Genomic DNA, 25,344 nt, shown 5'->3' on the forward strand with positions numbered 1-25,344 from the left:
GTGAACACAATGATGCTTTTTTTATTGCGATCGGGAATTTCCGAACATTAGGCAGTGAGCCATCAGAGGATTAAAAGTTTTTGTTATGGAATGTGAATTATTTATGATAGCTCGTCGATTTTGGGTAATGAGTCTTGATGTTGAATTCGTAAATGAATTTAAGTTGGCAATTTTACAGCCCTACTGCTTAAATCGGGAGAGCCTACAAGACTCTAGTTCGCATCTTGATTCTCGATTGATTATTTCAGTTGCAGCTAGACGCGCAATTAGCGGAGCCAGAGTAATGGCAGAATGCATCACCGTCACATAAAGTCCCTTCATCTGATTATGAAAGCCTACAATCGGATAGCCATCCTCTGGCATTGGTCTCAACCCAACTTTGATGCTTTCCAGCTCCAATTGCTCCCCACCCTTCAGGCTGCGACGCAGCGTCTCGAAGGCACGTTTGCCCACGGCCTCGGGTCCATTTTCCTCCGAATCATCGATATAATCTTCCGCAGCTAGCAATGAATGATCGGTTAGCTGACGCGCTTCAAACTGCGCATTCGAGATTAATGTGTGTATTAGTCTACTCGAGGTCTTCATTCGGATCAGAATGGAAGGTGACGGCGTTACTGGTATAGGGCAACCTAACGAATTGCAAAGTTCGGATACGCCTGTACCCGCGGCTAATACCACAACATCCGACTCCATAAATCCCTTTGATGTATGTACGCCTATTAAGCGTGAATTTTCTTGCTGCAGTTGTGTAACGTTGGTATCAAACTGTACCTTTGCTCCGTATTCCTGTGCTTTTCTTAACAATAGTTCCGTTAATCCGATCGGATCTATCGCTCCTTCTTCATTGGCAAACATCGCATCGTTCGGATACTCCTTCAGATTCGGTTCCAATGCCTCAATTTGCTCTCGGTTTAATTTTTGAAGGTAGATTTGCTCATTAAGGCTCGAATCGCCCCACGTTAATGCTCCGTGCCATTGAATTTGTAATTCGGATAGCTCTTGCTGCAGTGCAAGGTATTCTTCTGAAGCACTGTCATACAAATGTCTGTACTGGGGAGCTACCCTATGTGTTGTATGTATCCAGGCAAATGATTTTTCTGTAACTTCATGGGCTGCGTTAGGGTGTCGTTCAATAACGGTTACATCCTGATTTCGTTTTGCTAGTTGATAGGCCATACAGGCTCCGACAATTCCTGCTCCTATAATTACTACTTTTTGTTTTTCCAGCAGTGACGCCCCCTTTTTCATCCTATTTTAACATAAGCATTGTATCTCAGTTAATAGAGTAGACATAAAGAAACGAGAGAATCATTCGGCAAAACAGTACGTATGTTCGCAATCGGCTTTATCATCGGCTTTCAGAGTTCGTACAGTAGTATAAGGATTCAGGGTGGGAACTGATTATACTTGAAAAGGCGAACGATAGCATGTGTTTTTCAGTTAATTGTAAGGGAAATTTGGAACGATAGAAGCTTGCTCATGTCATATTTTACTTTGAAAGCGGTGTATTTAGTGTATTTCAGGCATTCACCTACGACAACATGTTAAGTTTAATTACATATACTATTGATAAATCGGGTTTAGTGCTTTATTATGTTATAAAACATGACTCAAACTTGAAAGAGGGCAATTCAATGACAACTATACTTATTCGCAACGCAACGATAATGACGATGAATGAACGAGGCGATATTTTAACGGGTGATTTGCTCATTCGCGGCAAGCGTATTGCTCAGATTGGCGGGGAGATCGCGGCGGATGGAGTAGATCGGATCATTGAGGCTGATGGCAAAGTTGTGCTGCCGGGCTTCGTACAAACACATATACATCTATGCCAGACGTTGTTTCGCGGGCGTGCAGATGATCTGGCTTTAATTGAATGGCTGCGTGAGCGGATTTGGCCGCTAGAGGCAGCTCACAGCTCCGATTCGGTTTATTATTCCGCGATGCTGGGCATTGGCGAGTTGATCCGCAGCGGGACGACGACGATTTTGGATATGGAGACGGTGCATCATACCGAGTCTGCTTTTCAGGCGATATTAGAGAGCGGCATTCGTGCCATTTCCGGCAAGGTGATGATGGACCATGGCACGGAGGTGCCGCTGGCGCTTCAGGAAAATACACAGCAATCGCTTCAGCAAAGCGTGGATTTGCTCGAGAAATGGAATGGCGCTGGCGACGGCCGAATCCAATATGCTTTTTGCCCGAGGTTCGTAGTGTCTTGTACAGAGGAGCTGCTCATTGGGGTACGCGATTTATCCGAGCAATATAAGGTCAAGGTGCATACCCATGCTTCCGAAAATACGGGAGAAATTGCGATTGTAGAAGCGGAACGCGGCAAGCGCAACGTCGTTTATTTGGATCATATCGGGCTGGCAAGGCCGAATTTGATTTTGGCCCACAGCATTTGGCTTGATGAGGAAGAGAAGCGGATTATTAAGGAGAGAGGCGTTAAGGTTACCCATTGCCCTGGCTCCAACATGAAGCTGGCATCCGGCATTGCGGAAATTCCCGAGCTGCTGCGCGAAGGCATCGATATTGGCATCGGAGCAGATGGCGCGGCATGCAACAACAATTTGGATATGTATCAGGAAATGCGGCTGACCGCTTTTATTCAGAAGGTGAAGCATGGCCCAACGGTCATGGATGCGCGCACCGTGCTGCGGATGGCTACGATGGGTGGCGCGAAGGTGCTTGGCATGGAAGATGACATTGGCAGCCTGGAGGAAGGCAAGCTGGCAGATTTGCAAATGCTTGATTTGGAAGATTTCCATGTGTATCCGTCCTACGATGCAGACTGGTTCTCGCGTGTGGTTTATGCGGCAACCCGCGGCGACGTGGATACCGTCATCATTGACGGACAAATCGTCATGGATAAACGCATAATGAAGACGATTGACAAGCCGCTAGTGCTGCGGGAAGCCGACCGTTCGCTTCGGGGACTGCTGGCCAGGCTGTAGCATTTAGGCTGTAGGCCAGCACTTCATTTCATCATAACGTTTAAAAAAGAGGCGGTGGCTGCTTGTGGATATGCACGAAGTGCTAGATTCAATTGTGAAGCTTGAGCAGCCGGCCGCGCTTGCAACGATTATACGAGTAGAGGGCCATGCTTACCGCAAGGAAGGGGCAGCTATGCTGCTGAGGCTGGATAGAACGAAGACGGGCAGTATCAGCCCAGGCTGTCTGGAGGCAGATCTACAGGAGCGGGTTAGCCGCGTGTGCTCTGCCGAAGCTTTTGAAATCATTATCTATAATATGCAGCCGGAAGAGGACATCATGTGGGGCGATACGATCGGGTGTGGCGGCATTATCCATGTGCTGCTGGAGCCTGTAACGACAGCGCTCCGAAATCAGCTGCTTCATGCAAGAGAGAGACTTCGGGCAGGAGAGTCGGTTGTTTTGGATCGAAGCTGGTCGAAGGCTGGCAATGGCATAGGTATCGTTTATAGATTGGGGCCTGCCTCAGCGGCAAGGGAATCTCGCAATAGCTGGCAAGCTGATGCGGCTTTGGAAGGAGAGGCGGGGACGTTTTTCACGAAGCTGGAGCCGCGTCCACGGACGATTGTGTTTGGCGCAGGACCGGATGCAGAGGCGCTTTGCACGATGCTTCCAGGCTGCGGATTTGATGTGGTTGTGGCGGATTGGCGTACGCAGATAAGCCCGGAAAATGAGGATAATAGCTGGTTTAGCGTGGCGAGAGTAATTGGAAAGCCTGATGAGCTAGCTTCCAAGCTGCAATTTAATAGAAATGACTTTTTCATCATATGCAGCCATCAGCTCCACTACGATTATCAAATGATTCAGCTGGCACTGGAAGCAAGACCTATATATATCGGCGTTATGGGCTCGCGTAAGCGGATCAAGCAGTTGTTTGGCGAGGGGGTGCTTCCTAAAAATGTTTATGCACCGATTGGACTGTCGATAGAGGCGGAGAGTCCATACGAAATTGCTTTAAGCATCGCTTCCGAGCTCATACAAGTACGGGCAGCGCATCGTTCGAAAAGTAGGGAGGCGACTGGCGATGAAGGTGTCAGGCATTTATTTGGCGGCTGGCCTCAGCAGCCGGATGAAACGGCCGAAGCTGCGGCTCCCTTTATCGCCGGGAGCTATGCTTGGCAGCCAGGCGCTTCTTGCTCTATTAAATAGCGCCATTAAAAGCTGGATCGTCGTTCACCGCAGCAACGATGAATTGGAATGGCTGGACGCTCCTGAGCTGGAGCGGGCTTGCCGCACAGGACAGCTGCACAAGCAAGATAGCCCACTTTCGGCGCAGGGGATGTCCCGCTCGCTGCGCAGTGGTCTTGAAGCGCTGCTTGCTCTATATCCACATACGGATGCCGTCCTTATTGCGTTAGCTGACCAGCCTTTTGTGACGGCAAGGATGGCAGAGCGCCTGGTTGAGGCGCTGGAGCACAATTCCACGCTTGATTATGCGGCATACAGCGACGGATCGGCAACGATGCCTCCGGCGTTGCTGCGAGCAACGATGTTTTCCGCTCTGGAGGAGCTGGAGGGTGACCAAGGAGCAAGACGCCTGTTTGCCACAGGCAAGTATAAAGGGGCAGTACTAGATTTAAACGGCGAACAAGATTTTGCGCTTCATGATATAGATGATGAGGACAGCTTGCAGGCTGCTATTGGTGTTTGGAACAGGAGGGAGAGCGATGGCCATGAATAAACAAACGAAGCCGGAGTCTCCCATCGTATGGCAGCCGCGTAATGCGGCGGAGGCTTGCACGCTTAAACAGCAGCTTGGCGAGGACGGTGTTTTCGTTGCTGGCGGTACGCTGCTTCGTACGTGGTGGGAAGCGGGAACTGCCCGTATGCCTGGCCATTTGATCGATGTTAGCGGTATTTCCAGTATGCATAAGCCGATTGCGCTTGCTTTCAGCAGTGACGATCGGCAAATTTGTCAGATCGGAGCAGTGGCGCTGCTGTCAGAGGTCCGAAATGACTCTCATATAAGCACTTATTATTCGCTGCTGGCAACTGCGATGAAAAATATCGCTGCTCCATCGATTCGGAACCTGGCTACGCTAGGCGGCAATGTGCTGTCCCGCGTAGGCGATGCACTACCAGCACTGCTCGTATATGAGGCCATGCTCCTCTGGCACGATGGGCAAGGAGCGTTTGAGCAGCCGCTTGCTGAATGGCTGTTGGAAGCGCAGGCCAATCACGCATGGAAAAATCGTCTGCTGCTCGCTATTATATTGCCGCCAGTTGATCTAGCGGAACAGGAGGGAAACAGCAGGCTGGACGTCTATCACAAGGTTGGCCGCCGCGAAGTATTCACGCCATCGATAGCGACTGTTGCGATAAGCGCCGTTGTAAGTGCCGAGCGGCATATCGTTGATGTACGCCTTGCGGTAGGGGGCGGGCAGACGATGCCAAGGCGGCTTGAACTTACAGAGCTGCTGCTTAAGGGCAGCAAGCTTGACCATTCGCTGCTCCAGTCTTGTTATACGTCAGTCTTGGAACATTTTCATCCGGCAGGCGACGTGTTCGCTTCGGTAAGCTATCGTCAGAAAACCGCTGCCAATCTGATTGTGTCAGAGCTGTGGAAAGCGATGCAGCTCAAATCATAAATAAATAAATAAATAAGCAAGCATAGTGTTCATAGGGGAGAGGTGATAGCGATGCTGTTGAACCGTGAGTCAAGTGGAAAGCGGTGGCGAATCCGGCCGGATGGACTGGGGAAAGCAACAGGCCGCCTTGCGTATTTGACGGATATGTCGGCAGCAGGCATGCTCTATGGCCGAGTTCTGCGCAGTCCCCATCCTCATGCCCTTATCCTCAGAATTTGTACCGAGAAGGCTTTGCAGTTCGAAGGTGTTCATGCCGTGCTGACCCATCTCGATGTGCCCGGTTTGAATCGCTATGGCATTGCCCATCAGGATCAGCCTGTCTTTTGTGAAAATAAAGTTCGTTATGTCGGTGACGCGGTGGCAGCTGTAGCTGCAGAGACGGCTGAACTAGCCGAATATGCTCTTTCTCTTATTGAGGTCGATTATGAGCTGCTGCCGATTGTTGACGATGCCGAGCAGGCGCTTTTGCAGGATGCGCCGCTGCTTCATCCGCAGGGCAATGTGCTTCACCGCAGCCAGTTTAATAGAGGACAGCCAGGCAGCGGGTTCGCCGCCTGCACGCACATTGTAGAGGATACTTATTTCACGCCGAGACAGATGCACACCTATATGGAAACCGAAGGCGGCTTGTTCGTGCCCGAGGAGGATGGGCGGTTGACGGTATATTCGCCTACTCAGCATGGATTTATGGATCGTTTGCAATTGTCGCGGATTGCCGCGATGAAGCAGGAGCGAATTCGCATCGTCTCAAGCCCGATTGGCGGCTCCTTCGGCGGCAAGGATGAATTGAATGTGCAGCCTTATGGCGCGCTGCTGGCGCTAAAAACAAACCGCCCCGTCAAGCTACATCATTCCAGATGGGAATCGGTCCGCGCCGGTCTGAAGCGACATCCGATGAAAATTTCGATGAAAACCGGTACAGACGCCAGTGGCCGCCTGCTTGCCCATCAAGTGCGGATTATCGCCGACACGGGCGCATACGCTACGCTGGGAGCGGAGGTGCTTAACTTTGCCGTTGAGCATGTGCTTGGACCATACCGCTATGAGCATGTGGAAGTAGATGGTTATTCCGTCTATACGAACAACGGAATGTCCGGTGAATTCCGTGGCTTTGGCGGAAATCAGGCGATTTTTGCATTGGAAGGGCAGCTTGACCGGCTGGCAGAAAAGCTTGGCATGGACCCTTGGGAGCTGCGGCGGATCAATATGCGTATGCCTGACGATCCAGGCCCGTTCGGCCAGCCGATCGTCGTAACCGAAGGTGCCATGCAGGTGTGGAATGCAGCTGAAGCGAGCGGCTTGTGGCAGGAAAGAGGGATGCCGGATGGGGCTGAGGAGCGCGAGCCGTGGATAAAGGTGGGCATTGGTTCAGCCTTTACCATGCACGGCGGCGGGCTTGGTGTAGGTATTCCTGATCCGGCAGGCGGCAGGCTCTCGCTGGCGGCCGATGGCCGAATTGAAGCCGTATTCGGCTACGAGGAATTTGGGCAAGGCTTGCTTGCTACGCTGGAGCTGATGCTGATTGAGCAGTTCGGCTTGGCTGAAACCGATATCCGAATGATTATCGGGGATACCGATCTTGTGCCCGACAGCGGCTCTACAACAGCTTCAAGAGCAACGAGCATGATGTGGAAGACGCTGCAAAATCTGAAAGCGCCGTTTACATCGCAAATGCTGGAGCGGGCGGCGAAGCTGCTGGGAAAAACAGCCGACATGCTCGTTATGGGAGCAGGAGGCATTTATGAGGCAGAAGGCCATTCCATGCTGCTGACGTATAAGGAACTGGCGGAGGCGGAAGGGGAGCTGATCAGCTGTTCGACTGCCTTTCAGTTCCCTACATCAGATACCCCGCGAACAGGAGCTCATTTCCTATATACGTATGCGGCCGTTGTTGTGAAGGTAGAGATCAATCAACTGACAGGACGGGTGAAGGTGCTTGACCAGTACCATGCGGTAGCGGCTGGGCCTGTCATGAATCCCCAAGGCTTTCTTGGGCAAATCGAAGGTGGCAGCAGCATGGCGCTTGGTTTTGCGGTAACGGAAGATGCGGTCATGCAGCAGGGGCAATATATGACGAAAAATTTAGATACTTATCTAGTGCCAACGATTGCGGAGCATCGTGGTACGGTCACCGTTGAGCCGATTGAGCATTTGCCGCAAGGAGATAGCTACGGTCCGCGCGGCATTGGCGAAGTAGGCTCGGTTACGCTGGCTCCGGCTATTGCAGCTGCCATTCATCAGGCGGTAGGTATCCGCGTGACGAAGCTGCCAATTGAGCCAGAGCTGCTACAAACTGCCTTTGCTTTTGCTGGAGAGGCGGTGGGCGAAAGATGAGCAAGCATGAAATGATGGGAGTGACGCAGGGCGCTGAGCAGTCGGAGCTGGCCTGCACCATTAATGGCGAAGAAATGAAGCTTGAAGTTGCAGGCTCCAAACGGCTGCTGAATATGCTGCGCGACGACTTGGCCCTTACAGGGACGAAGCGGTCTTGTGAAATTGGCCGCTGCGGCGCCTGCATGGTACTGGTGGATGGGAAGCCAATTAACGCTTGCTTGACGATGGCCTACCAATGCGCGGGCAAACAGATTACGACAATTGAAGGTATAGGGGCGGCTGATGGTGGAATTGACCCTGTGCAGCGCGCTTTTCTCGAAGAGGGAGGCTTTCAGTGCGGTTATTGCACGCCTGGCATGATTATTTCGGTCAAGGCGCTGCTGGATCGAAATGCTGATCCGAGTGAGGATGAAATTGAAGAAGCACTATCCGGCAATATTTGCCGCTGCACTGGCTACGGAGGGATTAAACGGGCTGTAGGGCGGGCGATAGAGTGGAGGAGGAACGCGCCATGAAATTGGACTTATTAAATACGATGAGCCGTGAGGCATTTACGGAAGCGCTTGGTGCTATTTTTGAACATTCGCCTTGGGTGGCGGAGCTGGCATGGGAGAATAAACCCTTCCGCTCAGTGGAGCAGCTGCATGAGAGCATGGTAAACGCGGCTTATACGGCGGGAGAGGAGCGTGTGCTGCTGCTTATTCGCAAGCATCCCGATCTGGCAACTCGAATCAGCATTGGCGAATATTCCACAAAGGAGCAGCAGGGGGCGGGACTAAGCCGATTGACGCCTGAGGAATTTGATCAGTTTGCTGCGTTGAACCGCCAGTATACGGAGAAGTTTGGTTTTCCATTTATTTTAGCTGTTCGTGGCAAAAGCAAAGCAGACATCAAGGAAGCGATGGCGGCGAGAATCGGCAACAGCCTTCAGGAAGAGCTGGTGGAGTCAAAATGGCAAATCGCCCGCATCACCTTTTTGCGCCTGAACGATTTAATAGAAGAATGAGACTAAAAAAGCATACCAAAATTGATATAGAGCAAAGGGAGAGGGTAAACATGCTGAAACTTGGCAGCGGACGTACACTTTATTATGGCAAAGGGGATGTATTGACTTATCGGACCTATGCAGCGCCACTGGCGGTAAAGTCCATCCCGGAATCGGCTTTTACCGGCGATACGAACGTTATTTTTGCCCATAATATTACATTTGCCGTAAGCGGCGAGACGCTGCTGTCCTCCTTCACTAAAGGTGACAATACGCAGGTCGTGGCGACAGATTCGATGAAAAATTTTATTTTGCGGCAAACGGCCGACTTTGAGGGGAGCACGACAGAAGGGCTGCTTGCGTTCATCAGCAAGCAATTTCTTAGCCGCTATCCGCATATAGAGGCTATCGAGCTGAGTGCGGACCGCATCCCGTTCCATACGCTTGAAGTGGCAGACGGCAGCGATGGGCTGGTCGATAGCCCGCTTGTGTACCGCCGTTCCCATAATGATCATGCGAGTGCTTCGTTGAAGCTTGTCCGCGACGGCGAAGAGGGCGCTCCGGTTATAGTCGAGCATGAGTGCGCTATTACTGATTTGCAGCTGATTAAAGTAAGCGGCAGCTCTTTCTATGGATTTGTCCGTGATGAATATACGACACTGCCGGAAAGCTATGACCGGCCGCTCTTTATTTTTCTAAACATTTATTGGAGCTATGCAGACGTTGAACATGCGGTAGATACGGCCTCAAGGCAATACGTTGCAGCTGAGCATATCCGGGATATTACCCATAATGTGTTCCACGAATATAAAACGCCATCGATTCAATATTTAATTTATCAAGTCGGCTTGCGTATTTTGACCCGTTTCCCGCAATTGGCGGAGGTGCGGTTTGAATCGAATAACCGGACATGGGAAACGGTGGTTGACCATACGGAGGAGGATGCAGCCGCTGTCTACACCGAGCCGCGTCCGCCATTCGGCTTCCAAGGCTTCACGCTTACCCGCGACGATTTGGAAAACGAGGAAGCTTCGTCATGAGCGGCAAAATAACGACGCATGTGCTCGACATTTCTACGGGGAGGGCTGCGGCAGGGATGGAGCTGGAGCTGTGGCAGTTGAGCGAGGAGACTGGGGAACGGCGGCTGCTTCAGGCTGCTTCCACGAATGCGGATGGACGGCTCGATGCGCCCATGCTTGCTGGTGAGGGTATGCAGCCGGGCGTCTATGAGCTTGTGTTTGATGCCGGAAGCTTTTTGTCACGCGATAATGGCGCTGCGAGGGAGGCGTCTATTGAATTTATTTTTCAGCAAATACCGATTCGCTTTCGCGTTAAGGATGCGCAGGCGCATTATCATATTCCGCTGCTGGTTGCGCCGGGGGGTTATAGCACTTATCGAGGTACTTAGAAGAGCAGAATGAACAGGCGGGCTTATGTGATTGTAAAAAGGGGTGATGCGCATGGATTCCTACTATGATTGTATCGTGATGAATGGTTTTGTTGTGCTGTCTGACCAAGTGAAAAAGCTGGATATTGGCATTCGCGATGGCCGCATTGCCGCCTTGGAGCCGTCTCTAGCAGGTGCCGAGGCTGGCTCTATAATCGATGCGGAGGGGCAGTATGTGCTGCCCGGCATGGTCGATATTCATGTGCATTTCAATGAGCCGAATTTGGGGCATTGGGAAGGGTTTGTGAGCGGCTCTGCCGCATTAGCTGCTGGAGGAGCAACCTGTTACGCTGATATGCCGCTCAATGGCAATCCGCCGACTGTAACGACCGAGGCGCTTTCGCTGAAAGCGGGCCAAGCAGAAGGGCATTCGGCTGTTGATTATACGTTCTGGGGCGGACTCGTCCCGGGGAAGCTGGATGAGCTTGCCTCTATGTTCGAAGCCGGCGTCGTCGGTTTTAAAGCGTTTATGTCCAATCCCGGCGGCGAAGGGGAAGGGCGATTTCGCGAGGTTGATGACTGGACGCTATATGAGGGGATGAAAAAAATCGCCGCGCTCGGCGGATTTATCGCCCTTCATGCCGAGAGCGACGCCATTACGTCCCAGCTGGCTGATGCAGCCCTGGCAGCTGGCCGCCTTGATGCTGAGGCATTCGCAGCCTCGCGTCCGATTATTGCCGAGCTGGAGGCGGTGAACAAGGCGCTGTTGTTTGCGGAGCAGACAGGCTGCAAAGTGCATTTTGTCCATATAAGCAGCTATGACGCGGTGGAGCTGATTGATCGGGCGAAGCGGCGCGGCTTGCTGGTGACGGTGGAAACCTGTCCGCATTATTTGCTGCTGACGCGAAAGGAGATGGCGGAGCTTGGAGCAGTTGCGAAATGCGCGCCTCCACTGCGAAGCGAGGAGCAGCGCGAGGGATTGTGGCGAATGATTGGCGAAGGCAAGCTCGATGTCATCGCTTCCGATCATTCGCCATGTCCGACTTCGATGAAGGTGGATGCTTCCAAAACGTTTTTCGAGGCATGGGGAGGCATATCCGGGGCACAGAGCAGCATGGAGCTGGTGCTAGGTGAAGGATGGATCAAGCGTGGGCTGCCGCTGCCATTGTTATCCGCTTTGCTGTCGGCAGGACCTGCGCAGCGCTTCGGGCTGTATCCGCGCAAGGGAGCTATCGCAATCGGCTCTGACGCTGATCTGGCTATTATAGACGCTAATGCGGCCTATGAGCTGCTGGAGGAACATTTATTTTATCGGCACAAGCATAGCCCTTATGTGGGGAAAGAGTTGGCCTGCCGAGTTATGGCGACACTCGTTCGAGGAAGCGTTGTATATACAGCTGACGGCGGCCTTGCACAGCCAGCTTCAGGCAAGTCGCTGCTACCGTTTGAGGCAGGCTCGGAAAAGGTATGATGAAGGGGTGTGTTTGATATGACAATGGCAAGCGAATCGCAGCTCGCCTCCTTCGTCCCTAAGCTGCTGGAGGAATTATCGCAGTTCGGCGCTGATGCGCGAGGTGGTGTGACCAGGCTGCTTTATACGGCAGAGTGGCTGGAGGCGCAGCAATATTTAGCTGAGCAGATGCAAGAGCTGGGCATGGACGTTTATTTTGACCGTGTAGGCAATTTATTTGGCCGGCTGCAAGGCAGTTCGGGAGAAGGGCCGGTTATTATGACGGGCTCCCATATCGATACGGTGCAATCGGGCGGCTTTTATGACGGGGCTTATGGTGTCGCTGCGGGAATTGCCGCTGTGGCGCATTTGAAGGAAACGTATGGACTGCCTGTAAAAACGCTTGAGGTAGTTTCGCTCTGCGAAGAGGAAGGCAGCCGTTTTCCGCTTACGTATTGGGGCTCGGGCAATATGGTCGGGCTATATGATATAGAGCAAGGTGCGGACCGCTATGATGCAGCCGGAACTAGCCTGCAAGAGGCGATGCTTAATTGCGGCTTCGGCAAAGCGGAGCAGCGTGCTGCCCGCCGATCAGATATTGCCGCGTTTGTGGAGCTGCATATTGAGCAAGGGCCTGTTCTGGAGCGGCAGCAGCTCAGCGTTGGCATTGTCGAGGCCATCGTCGGGCAGCATCGTTATACGGTAACGGTGGGCGGAACAGCCAATCATGCCGGGACGACGCCGATGCCGCTGCGCCGCGATGCACTGGCTGGAGCGGCTGCGATGATTTTGCAGCTGGAGACGGAAGCGATTTTAACGGGCTCGCCGCTCGTTGCTACGGTTGGGAAACTGACGGCAACGCCAAATACGCCGAATGTTATTGCTGGTTCCGTTAGCTTTACAGTCGATGTACGCCATATTGATGAGCCAGCCATTCGTGAATTTTGCCAAACGGTATTTCAGCAGTTTCAAGAAATCGCCGGCGAGCGGGAGCTTCAAGTGACGATTGATCAATGGATGGAGGCCGCGCCTGCCCCGATGGACGGACAATTGCGTGCCTGGCTGGAACGTATTGCGAAGCGATTGTCGTTGCCTTATATGGTCATGCCGAGCGGAGCGGGGCATGATGCCCAGCTGCTGTCAGGCATATGTCCTACAGCGATGTTATTCGTCCCGAGCCGCGGCGGCATCAGCCATTCCCCAGAGGAATATACGTCGCAGGACCACTTGGCAGCAGGGGCGGAGATGCTGTCCGCTTTGTTATATGAACTTGCATACGAGGAGCAATGATGATGAAGAGCTACCGAGAACTGTCGCCTTCCCCCCGCACGATTATGACACCTGGCCCCGTTGAGGTTGACCCGCGTGTGCTTCGTGCGTTATCTTATCCTATACTGGGTCAATTTGACCCTGAGTTTACGGCGCTTATGAATGATACGATGGAAATGCTGCGCAGCTTGTTCCAAACGGACAATCGCTGGGCCTATCCGATAGATGGAACGTCGCGTTCTGGCATTGAAGCGGTACTTAATAGCTTAATTGAGCCGGGTGACAAAGTGCTGGTTCCGATTTATGGCCGTTTTGGCAATTTGCTTTATGAAATTGCCGAGCGCTGCGGCGCAGAGGTTGTGGCGCTGGAGAAGGAATGGGGCGAAGTTTTTGAGCCGGATGAAGTTATCGCCGCTATTTCGCAAGAGCGTCCGGGGCTTGTGCTAATGGTTCACGGGGAAACGTCCACAGGCCGGATTCAGCCTTTGAACGCGATTGGCAAAGCGTGCAGGGAGCAAGACATTCTGTTTGTCGTTGATGCGGTTGCGACCATCGGCGGCGTTCCCGTTGAGACGGATGCCTGGTGTATCGATGCGGTCATTGGCGGCACGCAAAAATGTTTATCCGTTCCTTCGGGCATGGCCCCCATTACGTACAACGACAGGGCAGAGCGGAAAATTGCCGCCCGTAAAAAGGTCGAACGGGGCTTACTTGTTCACGGCGATAACGCAAGCAGTAACCGACGTCCAGCAATCCAGAGCAATTATCTGGATTTGAGCCAGCTTCAGGATTATTGGGGGCCAGCAAGGCTCAATCACCATACGGAGATGACCTCGATGCTGTATGGCTTGCGCGAAGGGCTGCGCATTTTGCTCGCTGAAGGACTTGAGGAGCGATTCGCGAGACATCGCAGACATGAGGCGGCGCTAGTGGCAGGGCTTGCAGCAATGGGATTAACCTTGTATGGCAATCCGGCTTGCAAGCTTCCGGTTGTCACCTGCGTGACAATTCCTGAAGGCGTGAATGGTGAAGCTGTTCGCAGCATGCTGCTAAACAGCTTTGGCATCGAAATCGCCAGTTCGTTCGGTGAGCTAAAAGGGAAAATTTGGCGCATTGGCACGATGGGCTACAGCTGCAGCCAAAAAAATGTGCTGCATGTGCTCGGTGCGCTTGAAGCTGTGCTGATTCGGCATGGCGCAGTAGTGCCAGCTGGAGAAGGCTTGCAGGCGGCACTGGCTGTGTATGATTCGTACGATCGTTAAACTGATGCTATTTTATACCGCCGCCCGGGTTTTTCCTGGAAATATAGGAAAGTAGACGATTTCGCCATACTTTCTCTTATTTCTCGGACTGAAATGCGCCACGCCGCCAGAGGACGGCTTTCGGCCGTTTAACCTGGTTCGGCGGTTTGCTATAGCTTTTGCTTTTATTTTAAATTTAAAGGAGTGCTTACGATGAAAGATATAGTGGTGCGGGAGCAATTGAAAAAACTGCCCAAAATCGATTTGCACTTGCATCTGGATGGCAGCGTCTTGCCAAATACGCTTCGCGAGCTGGCGAAGGAGCAAGGCAAGGAGCTGCCCGTTGAGGAAGGCAGCGACCTTACCCCGTGGATGCTTGCAGATGAGAGCTGCACGAGCTTAAAAGAATATTTGAGCAAATTTGCGTTTGTGGAGCCCTATTTGCAAACGCCAGAGGCGCTTGAGCGCGTAGCTTATGAAATTGTTGAGCAATCGGCAGCACAAGGCTGCCGTTATATCGAGGTGCGATTTGCGCCGCTGCTGCATATTAAAGGAGGTTTGTCGCTGGAGGAGGCGATGCGCCACACCATTCATGGCTTGCGGCGTGGAGAGCGGGATTTCGGCGTGAAAGCGCGGGGAATTGCCATATGCCTGCGCCATGACGCCTATGAGCGCAATGAACAAGTCATACTGGCCGCTGCCAGGCTGCATGGCGATGGAATCGCAGCGGTAGATTTGGCTGGTGATGAAGCTTCCTTCCCGCCAGAGCTGCATCGTTCCTTATTTAACCTTGCTGCTAGCAAGGGGCTGCCGATTACGATTCATGCTGGAGAAGCAGGCGGTGCGGAAAATGTACAGGAGGCGATTGAAAGCCTGGGCGCCACACGTATCGGCCATGGCGTGCGCATTACGGAAAATCCTGCTATTATGGAAATGGTACGCCGTACAGGCACGCCTTTGGAGCTATGCCCGCTGAGCAACATACAGACGAAGGCGGTTAGCGGCTGGGACGCTTATCCGATTAAAGCCTTTCTGGCAGCAGGCATTCGGGCGACGATTAATACGGATAATCTGACGGTTTCGGGCACGACGATTGGCTTGGAATATGAGCTGTTGATGGAAAAATGCGGCGTGACGCTGGAGGAAATCGGCAGGCTGATTTTGAACAGCGCCCATGCGGCCTTTTTGGAGCAGGATGAAAAACGGCAGCTGATTGCCGACATAGAACAGGGGCTTGCAGCTGCGGGAGTGAAGCCTGCCGGATAAGGAGAGTCCCTGATTCGGAAACAATGGAGGAAATGACGTATGCGAACCATTTTAGCCGTAATTGGGGATTATTATCATCCTGCGGAGGCGATTGCCGAAGGCTTGCAGCAAAGCTTGGCGCCATTAATGGTGTCAGGGGACATCGAGCTCAGCTATACGACGGTCAAATATTTGGCGGAGGAACTGGCGGCGAAGCCGGATGCCGTCATTTTGTACAAAGATAATAATGTCAATCCCGCTGATGAACAAGTGCAGCAATGGCTTGGCGACGAGACGGAGCAGGCGATTTTGCAGTATGTCAGGGCGGGCGGAGGCTGGTTCGCCTGGCATTCCGGGCTTGCTTCGTATCCGTCAGAAGGTGGTTATGCACAGATGACGCGGGGTTATTTTCAACATCATCCGGAGCAGAAGCTTGTGCGTTCCCTAACGGTTGAGCCTGCTGGGCGTTCTGGAGAAGAGCATGTCCATATAGCGGCAGACCAAGCGTTCGAAACGGTCGATGAGCATTATTTTGTCCACTGTGAAGAAGCATCGACAACGGTATTTATGCGGACGTATTCCGAGGATGGGCAGTCGATTGGGGGGTGGTCTCATGCCTATGGAGAAGGCCGCGTATGTTGTTTGACGCCTGCGCATAATCGTGAAAGCCTGCTGCATCCGGTGCTGGGCGAGCTGGTAAATGCCTGTGTGCAATGGTGCGCCCGCATGGCGTAGCGTTGGTATTTTTTATAAACGATCATTTAAGGCCTTATAGACGCTTGAAAAGCGCGGTTCCTGCAAATGATAGAGGAACTGCGCTTTTGTCTGCTATAATAAGATCATAAGCATTACGATTAGAGGGTGGTGTAGCTGAATGGACAAAGTGATAGATGAGCAATGTGACGACACATGCATGGGAACGAAGCAGGAGGGTGCAGATCTGCTGACCGCCAAGGTCGAGGAGCAGACGGCCATTGATCTGGCTGAAATGTTCAAGGCGCTAGGCGACCCGACGAGGGTTAAAATGATTTATGCGCTGCTGTCGCAAGAGCTGTGCGTGCATGATTTATGCGTCGTGCTGGATATGGCACAGTCGGCTATTTCGCATCAATTGCGTTACTTGCGCAATGTGCGAATTGTTAAGCGCCGCAAAGTTGGGAAAACCGTCTATTATTCGCTTGACGATGATCATGTAAAGGAAATTTTCATCCAGACGCTTCAGCATTTGCATCACAGCTAGGTGTTGCGTCCATATTAAGGAGAGGATCTAGAAGTGACAGTAGTGTCGCCAGTTATTATACAGGCTCGCGAGGAGCATATTGCGGATGCTGTCGCTTTTGCAGCTCTAGTACGAGAAGAGGTTATGCCGATGTTTGCGATAAATGGATTGTCGCCGGATCTCGTGAATTTCTCCGAGTATTATTTGCACCAGGAGGGAGCTGGTTTTTTCCTGGCACTTTCGGAGCGTGGAGAAATATGGGGGTGCATCGGTGTGCAGCCCTATGATAACCGAATTGAGACGGCTAAGTATGAAGCGAACCAGCCAGCCGCAGAAATAGTGAAATGTTATGTAGCTGCAAGCAGCCGCAGAAGCGGTGTGGGCTCGCTGCTTGCAGCAGAGGCCAAACGTTTTATTGCAGAGCAGGGCTATAGCGTAGCGTATTTGCATACGCATCGTTTTCTAAAGGGAGCCGTCGATTTTTGGCAGCGGCAAGGCTTTGCTATTACGGCTGAAGATCAGGATGAATGGCAAACGGTACATATGGATGCGAGCGTTACATAAGCGTACTTATCGTATTATACGAACTTTAAATTGCAATTTGTAACTAAACCGATTCAGGCGCGCAGCGCTTGGGTCGTTTTTTTTGGAATAGATTGGGTCAACCCTTGACATACCCCCATGGGGTATTATATGATGAAAGCAACAAGAGATACCCCCATAGGGTATGAAAAGGTGGTAGCTACAATGGAGAACAGGCAGACTACGCTGGAAATTTCGGGTATGACATGTGCGGCATGCGCGAATCGCATAGAGAAAGGCTTAAATAAGCTGGAAGGCGTATCGCAAGCGACGGTCAACTTTACGATGGAAACGAGCCATGTCGAATATCGTGCGGATACGATCGATTTAGCTGCGGTCATCAAGCGGATAGAGCAGCTTGGCTTTACAGCCGAGGAGAAGGTAGAGCAGAAGCAAGGGGGGGATCGCCGGCGTGACGAGATTCGCAAGCAGCAGTTGAAGTTCATCTTATCGGCGATACTGTCTCTGCCGCTTTTGTGGGCGATGGCAGCCCATTTTTCATTTACGTCGTTTATATGGGTGCCGGATGTATTGCTCAACCCGTGGTTTCAACTAGCGCTGGCAACCCCTGTGCAATTCATAATCGGCTGGCCCTTTTACAAGGGGGCATTTAATGCGCTGCGGAGTGGGGGCGCGAATATGGATGTCTTAGTAGCGCTTGGAACCTCGGCCGCCTATTTTTACAGCCTGTATTTGACGTTGAAGCCCGATGAGCATGCAGGGATGGCTAATATGCCCGTAATGCAGGAGCTGTATTATGAGACAAGTGCCTTGCTCATTACGTTGATTTTACTTGGAAAATGGTTCGAAGCGCTCGCTAAAGGCCGTTCATCGGAAGCGATTCGCTCGCTCATGGGACTGCAAGTGAAAACAGCGCTCGTCGTGCGCGACGGCTCCGAAGTGAGCATCCCGGTAGAACAGGTAATCATTGGCGATCAGCTTATTGTGAAGCCGGGCGGCAAAATTCCGGTCGACGGCATTGTGCTGGACGGCAGCTCGGCGATCGACGAATCGATGCTGACCGGAGAAAGCCTGCCTGTTGACAAGCAGTCAGGTGATCAAGTATTTGGGGCGACTATTAATAAAAATGGCGTCTTGCGCATTCAGGCTACGAAGGTTGGCAAAAATACGACGCTTGCGCAAATTATTCACATCGTCGAGCAGGCGCAGGGCTCCAAAGCGCCGATTCAGCGAATAGCTGACCGTATTTCCGGCATATTCGTTCCCATCGTTGTAGGAATTGCCCTACTCGCCTTCGCGTTGTGGTACTTCTGGCTCGAGCCAGGCATGTTCGCTGAAGGGCTGGAGAAAGCAATCGCGGTGCTCGTTATCGCTTGCCCATGTGCGCTAGGACTTGCGACACCGACCTCTATTATGGCGGGATCGGGCCGTGCAGCAGAAGTCGGCGTTTTGTTCAAGGGCGGCGAACATTTAGAATCGACCCATCGTATTACAACGGTGCTGCTCGATAAAACGGGTACGGTGACGGAAGGCAAACCATCACTGACCGATGTTATTGTCGAAGGTAATATACCGGAGCAGGAACTGCTTACCCTCGTTGGCGGAGCCGAGAAAGGCTCGGAGCATCCACTAGCAGAAGCTATTGTAGCTGCAATTGAAGCGCGTAACATTGCACTTCCCGAAGCGACTGAATTTACAGCCATTCCGGGCTTTGGCATTCGGGCAACGGTAGCGGGCCGCGATGTTGTTGTCGGAACCCGTGCTTTAATGGAGCGTTACGATGTTGCATACAACAGCGAAGCGCCGATGGCTAGGCTGGAGGAAGTCGGGAAAACGGTTATGCTGACGGCTGTTGATGGCCAATATACAGGCATGATTGCGGTTGCCGATACGATTAAACCTTCATCCAAGCAAGCGATTGATCGGCTCAAGGAGCTTGGCATTCAGGTCATGATGATTACAGGAGATAATCCGCGTACGGCGGCGGCTATTGCGAGCGAAGCGGGTATCGAGCATGTCATTGCTGGCGTGCTGCCGGAAGGAAAAGCCGAGGAGGTTAAGAAGCTTCAGGCGGCTGGCATGAAAGTAGCGATGGCTGGTGATGGCATTAATGATGCTCCGGCGCTGGCGGCAGCAGACATCGGCATGGCGATGGGGACAGGAACGGATGTCGCCATGGAGACGGCAGATGTCACACTTATGCGCGGCGATCTAAATAGCATTGTCGACGCCATAACGATGAGCAAAAAGACGATGCGCAACATTAAGCAAAACCTGTTCTGGGCGCTGGCCTACAACGTCATCGGCATTCCGATAGCGGCAGCGGGCCTGCTTGCTCCTTGGCTGGCAGGGGCGGCAATGGCGCTTAGCTCCGTATCGGTCGTACTCAATGCGCTGCGCTTGCAGCGGATGAAAATCAAAGGCTGACCCTATATATCTCTGCGAAAGGGGCTGTCCAGAAAGTCAATAACCTGACTACTGGACGCCCCGTTTTTGTTAAATGTACCTTGAACGGTTTCCGCGGTGTTCGTATGAAAGCGTTCATGGACGAGCTGTTTGAAACTATGATCCAAAAGCTAATCGCGGACAATCACATTACGATGGAGAGCTACTTACTCGATGGCACGAAGATCGAAACAGACGCTAACAAGTATTCGTTTGTGTGAAAAAAATCTACGCTGCACCTCGAAGAAAAGCTCAAGGAAAAGGTGCAGGCGACCCTGGCACATATTTGTATACTCACGCAACAAGAAGCTGGCGAATACGCTGCGGCCGATCCAGAGGAACTCCCTGCCAGACTCAAAGAAGCAGCGGTCGTGTTGGAGGAGAAGGTCGAGGGGGTGACGGGACAACTAGCCGAGGCAAGATATGCGGAGCAGAAGGCTTGCTTTGGCGATTGCAACAGCTACTCCAAAACGGACCCGGATGCTACGTTTATGCGGGTGAACGAAGACCATATGAAAAATGGTCAACTGAAGCCGGGCTACAATGTAAATGGCCATGGAAAACCAATTCATTTTGTTTTACAGCCTCCATCAGCGACCCACGGAGACGCGTTGCTTCATCCCGCATATGGAGCAATTGGCCGCGACTTCTTTGCCCCGATGCGGGCTATGGCAGTAAAGAAAATTATTTGTATTCGGTGGGCGAAGAAAACGAGACGTGCTTTGATTTTCTCATTCCTTACGGCAACTGCAGGAAGGAGCAAACTCGGCGGTACAAGTAGGACATCCAGCATGCATCCAACTGGACGTATGAAGAGCGGGATGGCCGTTTTGTTTGCTCAAATGGCCGGTACGTTCGTTTTAAGAGTACTAGACCCAAAAAACGGCATCTGGTTTAGAGCAAAGCTTCAAGATTTATGAATGTGAAGATTGCAGCGATTGTCCGTTTAAGCCCTCTTGCACGAAAGCAAAAGGAAACCGCCAGATGCATTGGAACACGTAGGGGAAGAGTTAAAAGCAAAGGCCAAGAGAGCCTTGAGGATGACGAGAAATCCGTGATCTATGCCAGCGTAAAGTCGAGGTAGAAGGCGTGTTCGGTCACATCAAGGGCAATCGGTCGTTCCGTCGGTTCTCCTTGCGGAGGCTGGAAAAGGTTTACACCGAGTTTGGAATTGTCGCCTTGGCCCACAATCTACTGAAAGTAACAGGCATCCGCCTCGCTACCTTTCTGCAAAAGCATTCGCACAAAAAAGTTGGACGGAAAACATTGCGTTTTTCCGCCCAACTTTTTATTTTGGGGACTTATTGGACAGCCCCTTTTCATTAGATTGTTTTTTCGAGTACAAGCTCCCGATTGTTGGCAGCTTGTTTTCAGTCCATCGTTAACCGTTAGTTAAATAAAAGAGTATAATGATGCCCTTTTTTTGCTTTTTAAATTGATACCAAGATTATTTATATTTTTTTTCAACTTGTTCCTTTAGTTTATTAAAATGATCGACATTACTTCCCATATATTCGCTCTGAATTCTCTCGGAACTTGATAGATTGGTAACATTTTCAACAACTTTTTCACTAATACTTAAGTCGAATTTACCTTGATACATACCAATAATTGAATACGCAGTTTCGTTATCAAGCTTTTTCAAGAATAAAATATAATTGCCTTTTTGATTCATCAAATTGTACCCTTCAACAGTACTTAGTGTACTATTTTCAATGAAGGCTGGTTGGTACACTCCAATTACTGACTTTTCTTGCACATCACCTTTATAAGTTTTTTTCACTTCAACTGTAGAAAGTGTATTGGTATAAGCAATTTCTCCACTTTCTCCTAGGTAATTATGAGTCTTAGAATCTCCAGTATAATTTACATTGACAATAAGATCCGCACGATCTTCAATTTCACTAAGGTCATTATAAATTTTATGATTCGCTTCTCCAACAGCGATTTTTGTGATTTCAACTTCAGGATCATTGACTTTTGTATTAAGTTGAACGTCTCCAACTTCCCCATTTTTAACTGAATTAGAATTATTGTGCGAGGAATTTCCAATTTGAGATCCACAGCCCATTAACATTAAGCTTATTGCAGTAATTAGACTGCATGTTACAAGAACTTGTTTTTTCATTTTTTCCACTACCTCTCAATTAATATTTCCAAGCAATATTCGATTTATCAACGGATGTTGGGTCGGTATAACTATGCTGTCCTTGTTTCATGACCGTATCTTCACCTTTAGGTTGATGAGCCAACGATAAAGCGTGACCCAATTCATGAAGCATATTATAGTGGCGCTCAGAATTTGAGAAATTATCTAAATCCAATGTTCGATCATTCATTCTAACGTGTGCACTTACAAAATTTTCGTCAATGTCTGCTATTGTTCCATCAGCTTTATAAGTTTGGCAATAACCATACCAATCATCAGCGTAACTTCCAGCAAAGAACCGCATGTCTGCTCCAGGTGATGTGGATTGTCTATAAAAAGATATTGTAGCATTAGCTATACCCGCATAATCTGCTCTAGAATTAGCTGCAAAATAATCATACCCAAGTGATGCTACCCCTGGATCCTCCCAATAATCAATGTGAGAATATACAGTAGATGCATATCCACCCGGCCAGAAAGCATCAGCATTTGTTAATGGTGCAGCACTTGCTGTAAAAGGTAACACTGCGCACGATGAGATAATAGTTATCCCCAAAACAATTTTTTTACTTTTTTCACCATAAATAACATCTCCTCATATAAAATATTCGAACCACAATTCCTAATTAAAGGAGTTAATTAATTGTGATTATCAATTGACTACTAAACTAATCTTCCTTTATATGTTTTTTATCGCCTTTTCATATTAATATAGAGTTCGCTAAATTACTGGTGATTTTTGCATAATTTATAAAATAAGTAAAAATTTAGTTTTGTGATACTATATAGGTATATCCTGGGCTGATGAGTTTATATGCTTTATAAACGAAGTTGGCACACTTAATGTTGCGTTTACGGCCAGTAAATAAGACTTTAGTTTTGTGGACCTCTGTATTCCACAGGCGCAGCAACTTCGTTATATAACGTCCATATCCATTTGCTGAACTAATGGGCAATTATATGTGGAGTTAAATGTTATTATCAAAGTGACTCTTAGTTATAGAACAAATTAAGAAGGTAGTGACATTCTATGTATAAATGCCGTCCTAGTCCAGATAATTACTCCATAATTTGTACTTTTCCTCGTGATCTAGAAGTGGTGTTCTTTATGTCTCAAAAGTTACAGTACCCACTTACTGCTGAGTAACTAAAAGAGGTGACAAAAGACAGGCTAAAGCAAACTGTGCTGGTTGATGAAAATATACAGGTCGGTGGCTATGCTAATATTTATAATTTGGAGGAAGGGAAATTGTGCTGGCTATGATTCAATAACAGAGCAACGAATTATTGAATATAAAGATGTATCCAAAGAATCCGTTAAGGATGGTGATTACTTTTATTTAATTGTCAAAGATGATTCCATGCTCGATGAAGGTATCCGTGAGGGTAAGCGTGTTCTGGTTAAATGCCAAAACCATTGTGAGCATGGGAAAATAGGGGTTGTTATTGTAAGTGGAGACGAGGGGACTTTAAAACGGGTTTACAACAGGTCAAGTTAAGAAAGTTGAGTTTGACGTGTGAAGGCTAAATGATCAGTTTTCTTTGATTATTTTGATTATATAGAAGCAGAACTCGTGCCAGTATGGATGATACTCAAGTTTAAACAAGGCGGGATTGATTGGGTTCAAGATTATATTTATGTGCCGGTTACTCTCCCCTTTCTTCACTACATGTCCGAAGATTTCGATAATCACATTATCAGCCTGTCGATCGCTTCCATAGAATTAGTAGTTAGCCCTGAACGGCCAAATCATTTCGGTATACAGTTACCTACAGTAAAGGAAAAAATAAATAAACTGAGAGGCGAAAAGTCCACTCCTCAGTTTTTATTAGGTGATATTCATCAGTTTGTAATTCAGATTTGTGATATCGAGGAAGTATGGCAGTTGATTGCTATGTCAGTTTTTTGCGTTTAGGTATTTATGTTTGTTCTTCATTGCTGATGCTAATGGCAGGGTTGCCCAGCCGCCTAAAAATCGGGTATTCTAAAAGGGTACTTCATTTCGTTTCTGGGAGAGGACAACATCCAATGAATAAAAATGCTAAAATTGGCGGCGGCGGCCTTCATCATATTGCGCTGCGCGCATTTGACTTTGAAGCAACCGTGAAATTTTATACAGAAGGACTTGGCTTTACGCCACGACATAGCTGGGGTGAAGGAGATGGCCGCGTTATTATGCTGGATAGCGGCGATGGCAACTATCTCGAAGTATTCGCTGGCGGCAAAGCGCCGGTGGCGGACGAAGGCTCCTATTTCCATTTAGCTTACCGCTCCGAAAATATAGAGCTGGCGGTTCAGTCGGCAGTAGCAGCTGGCGCAGTAGTAACGGTAGAGACGAAGGAAGTTGTACTCGGCGACAATCCGCCAACTCCAGTGAAAATTGCTTTCGTTAAAGGCTTGAATGGCGAAATCATTGAGTTTTTCCAAAGCACAGGTGACAATCAGCTGTAAGCAAAGCAATCGGCAGGCTATAAGCAAGAATCAACATCTTATGTCAAAAATGCTGCGACAGCCGAAGGTGATGCCTTCGGTTGTTCCGGCTTATGGCCTCCCATGATGAAGGCGGGCCGCTATTTTTAAAATATAGGAAAGGATATGATGTCGCCATCCTTTCTCTACATTTCTCGGACTGAAACGCGCTGCGCCGATAAAGGACGGAGTCAGCCGTTTCACCTTGTTGGCGGTTTTAGCAGTAAGGAGGGGTTGCATGGTCGTTGTTATTGGAATTGCAGCACTTGCGCTGCTGTTTTATTTATTTTTGATATTGCCGACGCAGTGGTTTAAAGTGGAGCGATACCATTATCCGGCGGGACTAGGGCTCAAGGTGCTGCAAATTAGTGACCTGCATGTTGAAAATATTCGCATCAGCCCAAGGCGAATCCAGAAGCTGATTGCAAGGGAACAGCCGGCATACATATTTCTCACCGGAGACTTTACCCAGAAGCTGCGTTATTTACCGAAGGTTAGGCAGTATGTGAAGGAGATTTGCGCGGGCGGCATTCCGGTTTATGCGGTGTATGGCAATCATGACCATCGAATAAAGCCTTCCGGAGTGCGCGAGCTGAAGAAGCTCCTGGAGCGGGAAGGCGTTATCGTTCTGACTAATGAGAGCATCGATTTAGGCGCATTTCAACTGGTTGGCATTGACGATTGGAGCAGCAATAAGAGCAAGCCGGGACGAGCTTTTCTCCACGTTGACCCGTCAAAGCCTATTATTGTGCTCGCACACGATCCGAATACGGTGCTGCATATTAAGCATTCCTATGATTATCTGATGGCGGGGCATTTTCATGGCATGCAGTTTAATGTTCCGTTCCTGTTCCGGTTTATTAACAAGGGCAAGCTTGCTGCTTCCGGCATTTATAAAGGCCAGCACAAATGGAGCAACGGCACCTTCTATATTTCCAAAGGTATTAGCCAGACCGAGCCCAATGCCAGATTCCTCATTCGCAGTGAAGTAACGATGCATCAGCTGTAGAACAGCTATAACA

General features: G+C 50.0%; 25 protein-coding genes and 1 pseudogene. 23 read left to right on the forward strand and 3 right to left on the reverse strand.

Annotation, left to right across the window (positions count from 1 at the left end; translation table 11 throughout):
* Positions 1–180 precede the first annotated feature (180 nt).
* Positions 181–1,248 (reverse strand): NAD(P)/FAD-dependent oxidoreductase, encoded by a 1,068-nt coding sequence (locus tag ABEW34_RS13465; RefSeq protein ID WP_430159472.1) that lies wholly within the window; start codon positions 1,246–1,248, stop codon positions 181–183.
* Positions 1,249–1,634: 386 nt separating this feature from the next.
* On the opposite strand from ABEW34_RS13465, the gene ABEW34_RS13470 reads away from it, so the two are divergent.
* The 19 genes and pseudogenes from ABEW34_RS13470 to ABEW34_RS13560 all read left to right on the forward strand — a co-directional run bounded on the left by ABEW34_RS13470 (position 1,635) and on the right by ABEW34_RS13560 (position 21,029).
* A complete protein-coding gene (locus ABEW34_RS13470) occupies positions 1,635–2,960 on the forward strand; it encodes a 5'-deoxyadenosine deaminase (protein ID WP_430159475.1) in 1,326 nt (441 codons plus the stop codon).
* Between the two features lie 70 nt (positions 2,961–3,030).
* Positions 3,031–4,146: an XdhC family protein gene (locus tag ABEW34_RS13475; RefSeq protein ID WP_430159686.1), complete on the forward strand. Its 1,116-nt coding sequence runs from the start codon at positions 3,031–3,033 to the stop codon at positions 4,144–4,146.
* Positions 4,028–4,678 (forward strand): nucleotidyltransferase family protein, encoded by a 651-nt coding sequence (locus ABEW34_RS13480; protein WP_430159689.1) that lies wholly within the window; start codon positions 4,028–4,030, stop codon positions 4,676–4,678. The genes ABEW34_RS13475 and ABEW34_RS13480 overlap by 119 nt, the downstream gene beginning before the upstream one ends.
* The gene (locus tag ABEW34_RS13485) at positions 4,665–5,585 is read left to right on the forward strand and encodes an FAD binding domain-containing protein (protein ID WP_430159478.1); all 921 of its coding nucleotides are present in this window, start codon (positions 4,665–4,667) and stop codon (positions 5,583–5,585) included. The genes ABEW34_RS13480 and ABEW34_RS13485 overlap by 14 nt, the downstream gene beginning before the upstream one ends.
* Positions 5,586–5,636: 51 nt before the next feature.
* Positions 5,637–7,919: a xanthine dehydrogenase subunit D gene (gene pucD / locus ABEW34_RS13490; RefSeq protein WP_430159481.1), complete on the forward strand. Its 2,283-nt coding sequence runs from the start codon at positions 5,637–5,639 to the stop codon at positions 7,917–7,919.
* On the forward strand, positions 7,916–8,434 hold the full coding sequence (locus tag ABEW34_RS13495; RefSeq protein ID WP_430159484.1) for a (2Fe-2S)-binding protein: 519 nt from the start codon (positions 7,916–7,918) through the stop codon (positions 8,432–8,434). Before pucD ends, ABEW34_RS13495 begins: the two co-directional genes overlap by 4 nt.
* Entirely contained in the window at positions 8,431–8,925 is a 495-nt protein-coding gene (gene uraD / locus ABEW34_RS13500) for a 2-oxo-4-hydroxy-4-carboxy-5-ureidoimidazoline decarboxylase (protein WP_430159487.1), read from the forward strand. The genes ABEW34_RS13495 and uraD overlap by 4 nt, the downstream gene beginning before the upstream one ends.
* Before the next feature lie 50 nt (positions 8,926–8,975).
* Positions 8,976–9,944 carry a factor-independent urate hydroxylase gene (gene pucL, locus ABEW34_RS13505; RefSeq protein ID WP_430159491.1) on the forward strand — a complete coding sequence of 323 codons (969 nt, stop codon included), beginning with the start codon at positions 8,976–8,978 and terminating at the stop codon, positions 9,942–9,944.
* Complete coding sequence (gene uraH, locus ABEW34_RS13510; RefSeq protein ID WP_430159494.1) at positions 9,941–10,312, forward strand: hydroxyisourate hydrolase; 372 nt, start codon at positions 9,941–9,943, stop codon at positions 10,310–10,312. The genes pucL and uraH overlap by 4 nt, the downstream gene beginning before the upstream one ends.
* A gap of 52 nt (positions 10,313–10,364) precedes the next feature.
* Entirely contained in the window at positions 10,365–11,762 is a 1,398-nt protein-coding gene (locus ABEW34_RS13515; protein WP_430159497.1) for an allantoinase, read from the forward strand.
* A gap of 18 nt (positions 11,763–11,780) precedes the next feature.
* The gene (gene allC, locus ABEW34_RS13520) at positions 11,781–13,031 is read left to right on the forward strand and encodes an allantoate deiminase (protein WP_430159500.1); all 1,251 of its coding nucleotides are present in this window, start codon (positions 11,781–11,783) and stop codon (positions 13,029–13,031) included.
* Between the two features lie 2 nt (positions 13,032–13,033).
* Positions 13,034–14,272: a pyridoxal-phosphate-dependent aminotransferase family protein gene (locus tag ABEW34_RS13525; RefSeq protein WP_430159503.1), complete on the forward strand. Its 1,239-nt coding sequence runs from the start codon at positions 13,034–13,036 to the stop codon at positions 14,270–14,272.
* 192 nt (positions 14,273–14,464) lie between these two features.
* Positions 14,465–15,517 carry an adenosine deaminase gene (gene add, locus ABEW34_RS13530; protein WP_430159506.1) on the forward strand — a complete coding sequence of 351 codons (1,053 nt, stop codon included), beginning with the start codon at positions 14,465–14,467 and terminating at the stop codon, positions 15,515–15,517.
* 39 nt (positions 15,518–15,556) lie between these two features.
* A complete protein-coding gene (locus ABEW34_RS13535; RefSeq protein ID WP_430159509.1) occupies positions 15,557–16,231 on the forward strand; it encodes a ThuA domain-containing protein in 675 nt (224 codons plus the stop codon).
* 139 nt (positions 16,232–16,370) lie between these two features.
* Complete coding sequence (locus tag ABEW34_RS13540; RefSeq protein ID WP_056037911.1) at positions 16,371–16,736, forward strand: ArsR/SmtB family transcription factor; 366 nt, start codon at positions 16,371–16,373, stop codon at positions 16,734–16,736.
* A gap of 33 nt (positions 16,737–16,769) precedes the next feature.
* On the forward strand, positions 16,770–17,279 hold the full coding sequence (locus ABEW34_RS13545; protein WP_430159512.1) for a GNAT family N-acetyltransferase: 510 nt from the start codon (positions 16,770–16,772) through the stop codon (positions 17,277–17,279).
* 183 nt (positions 17,280–17,462) lie between these two features.
* On the forward strand, positions 17,463–19,685 hold the full coding sequence (locus ABEW34_RS13550; RefSeq protein ID WP_430159515.1) for a heavy metal translocating P-type ATPase: 2,223 nt from the start codon (positions 17,463–17,465) through the stop codon (positions 19,683–19,685).
* A gap of 281 nt (positions 19,686–19,966) precedes the next feature.
* Positions 19,967–20,623 (forward strand): hypothetical protein, encoded by a 657-nt coding sequence (locus ABEW34_RS13555; protein WP_430159518.1) that lies wholly within the window; start codon positions 19,967–19,969, stop codon positions 20,621–20,623.
* Positions 20,616–21,029: pseudogene (locus ABEW34_RS13560) on the forward strand (transposase). Before ABEW34_RS13555 ends, ABEW34_RS13560 begins: the two are co-directional and overlap by 8 nt.
* A 121-nt stretch (positions 21,030–21,150) precedes the next feature.
* On the opposite strand, the gene ABEW34_RS13565 reads toward ABEW34_RS13560, so the two are convergent.
* Both ABEW34_RS13565 and ABEW34_RS13570 read right to left on the reverse strand, forming a co-directional pair.
* Positions 21,151–21,831, reverse strand: a complete 681-nt coding sequence (locus tag ABEW34_RS13565; RefSeq protein ID WP_430159521.1) for a hypothetical protein — start codon at positions 21,829–21,831, stop codon at positions 21,151–21,153.
* 19 nt (positions 21,832–21,850) lie between these two features.
* On the reverse strand, positions 21,851–22,408 hold the full coding sequence (locus ABEW34_RS13570; protein ID WP_430159523.1) for a hypothetical protein: 558 nt from the start codon (positions 22,406–22,408) through the stop codon (positions 21,851–21,853).
* 661 nt (positions 22,409–23,069) lie between these two features.
* On the opposite strand from ABEW34_RS13570, the gene ABEW34_RS13575 reads away from it, so the two are divergent.
* The 4 genes from ABEW34_RS13575 to ABEW34_RS13590 all read left to right on the forward strand — a co-directional run bounded on the left by ABEW34_RS13575 (position 23,070) and on the right by ABEW34_RS13590 (position 25,331).
* Positions 23,070–23,351 (forward strand): LexA family protein, encoded by a 282-nt coding sequence (locus tag ABEW34_RS13575; RefSeq protein WP_430159525.1) that lies wholly within the window; start codon positions 23,070–23,072, stop codon positions 23,349–23,351.
* Between the two features lie 75 nt (positions 23,352–23,426).
* Entirely contained in the window at positions 23,427–23,768 is a 342-nt protein-coding gene (locus ABEW34_RS13580) for a hypothetical protein (RefSeq protein WP_430159528.1), read from the forward strand.
* A 113-nt stretch (positions 23,769–23,881) separates the two neighbouring features.
* Positions 23,882–24,304: a VOC family protein gene (locus ABEW34_RS13585; RefSeq protein ID WP_430159530.1), complete on the forward strand. Its 423-nt coding sequence runs from the start codon at positions 23,882–23,884 to the stop codon at positions 24,302–24,304.
* A 256-nt stretch (positions 24,305–24,560) separates the two neighbouring features.
* Complete coding sequence (locus tag ABEW34_RS13590) at positions 24,561–25,331, forward strand: metallophosphoesterase (RefSeq protein WP_430159533.1); 771 nt, start codon at positions 24,561–24,563, stop codon at positions 25,329–25,331.
* Positions 25,332–25,344: the final 13 nt, after the last annotated feature.

Origin of the sequence: Paenibacillus algorifonticola (genome assembly GCF_050481745.1) — a bacterium.
In the GTDB taxonomy this organism is placed as follows: Bacteria; Bacillota; Bacilli; order Paenibacillales; family Paenibacillaceae; genus Pristimantibacillus; species Pristimantibacillus algorifonticola_A.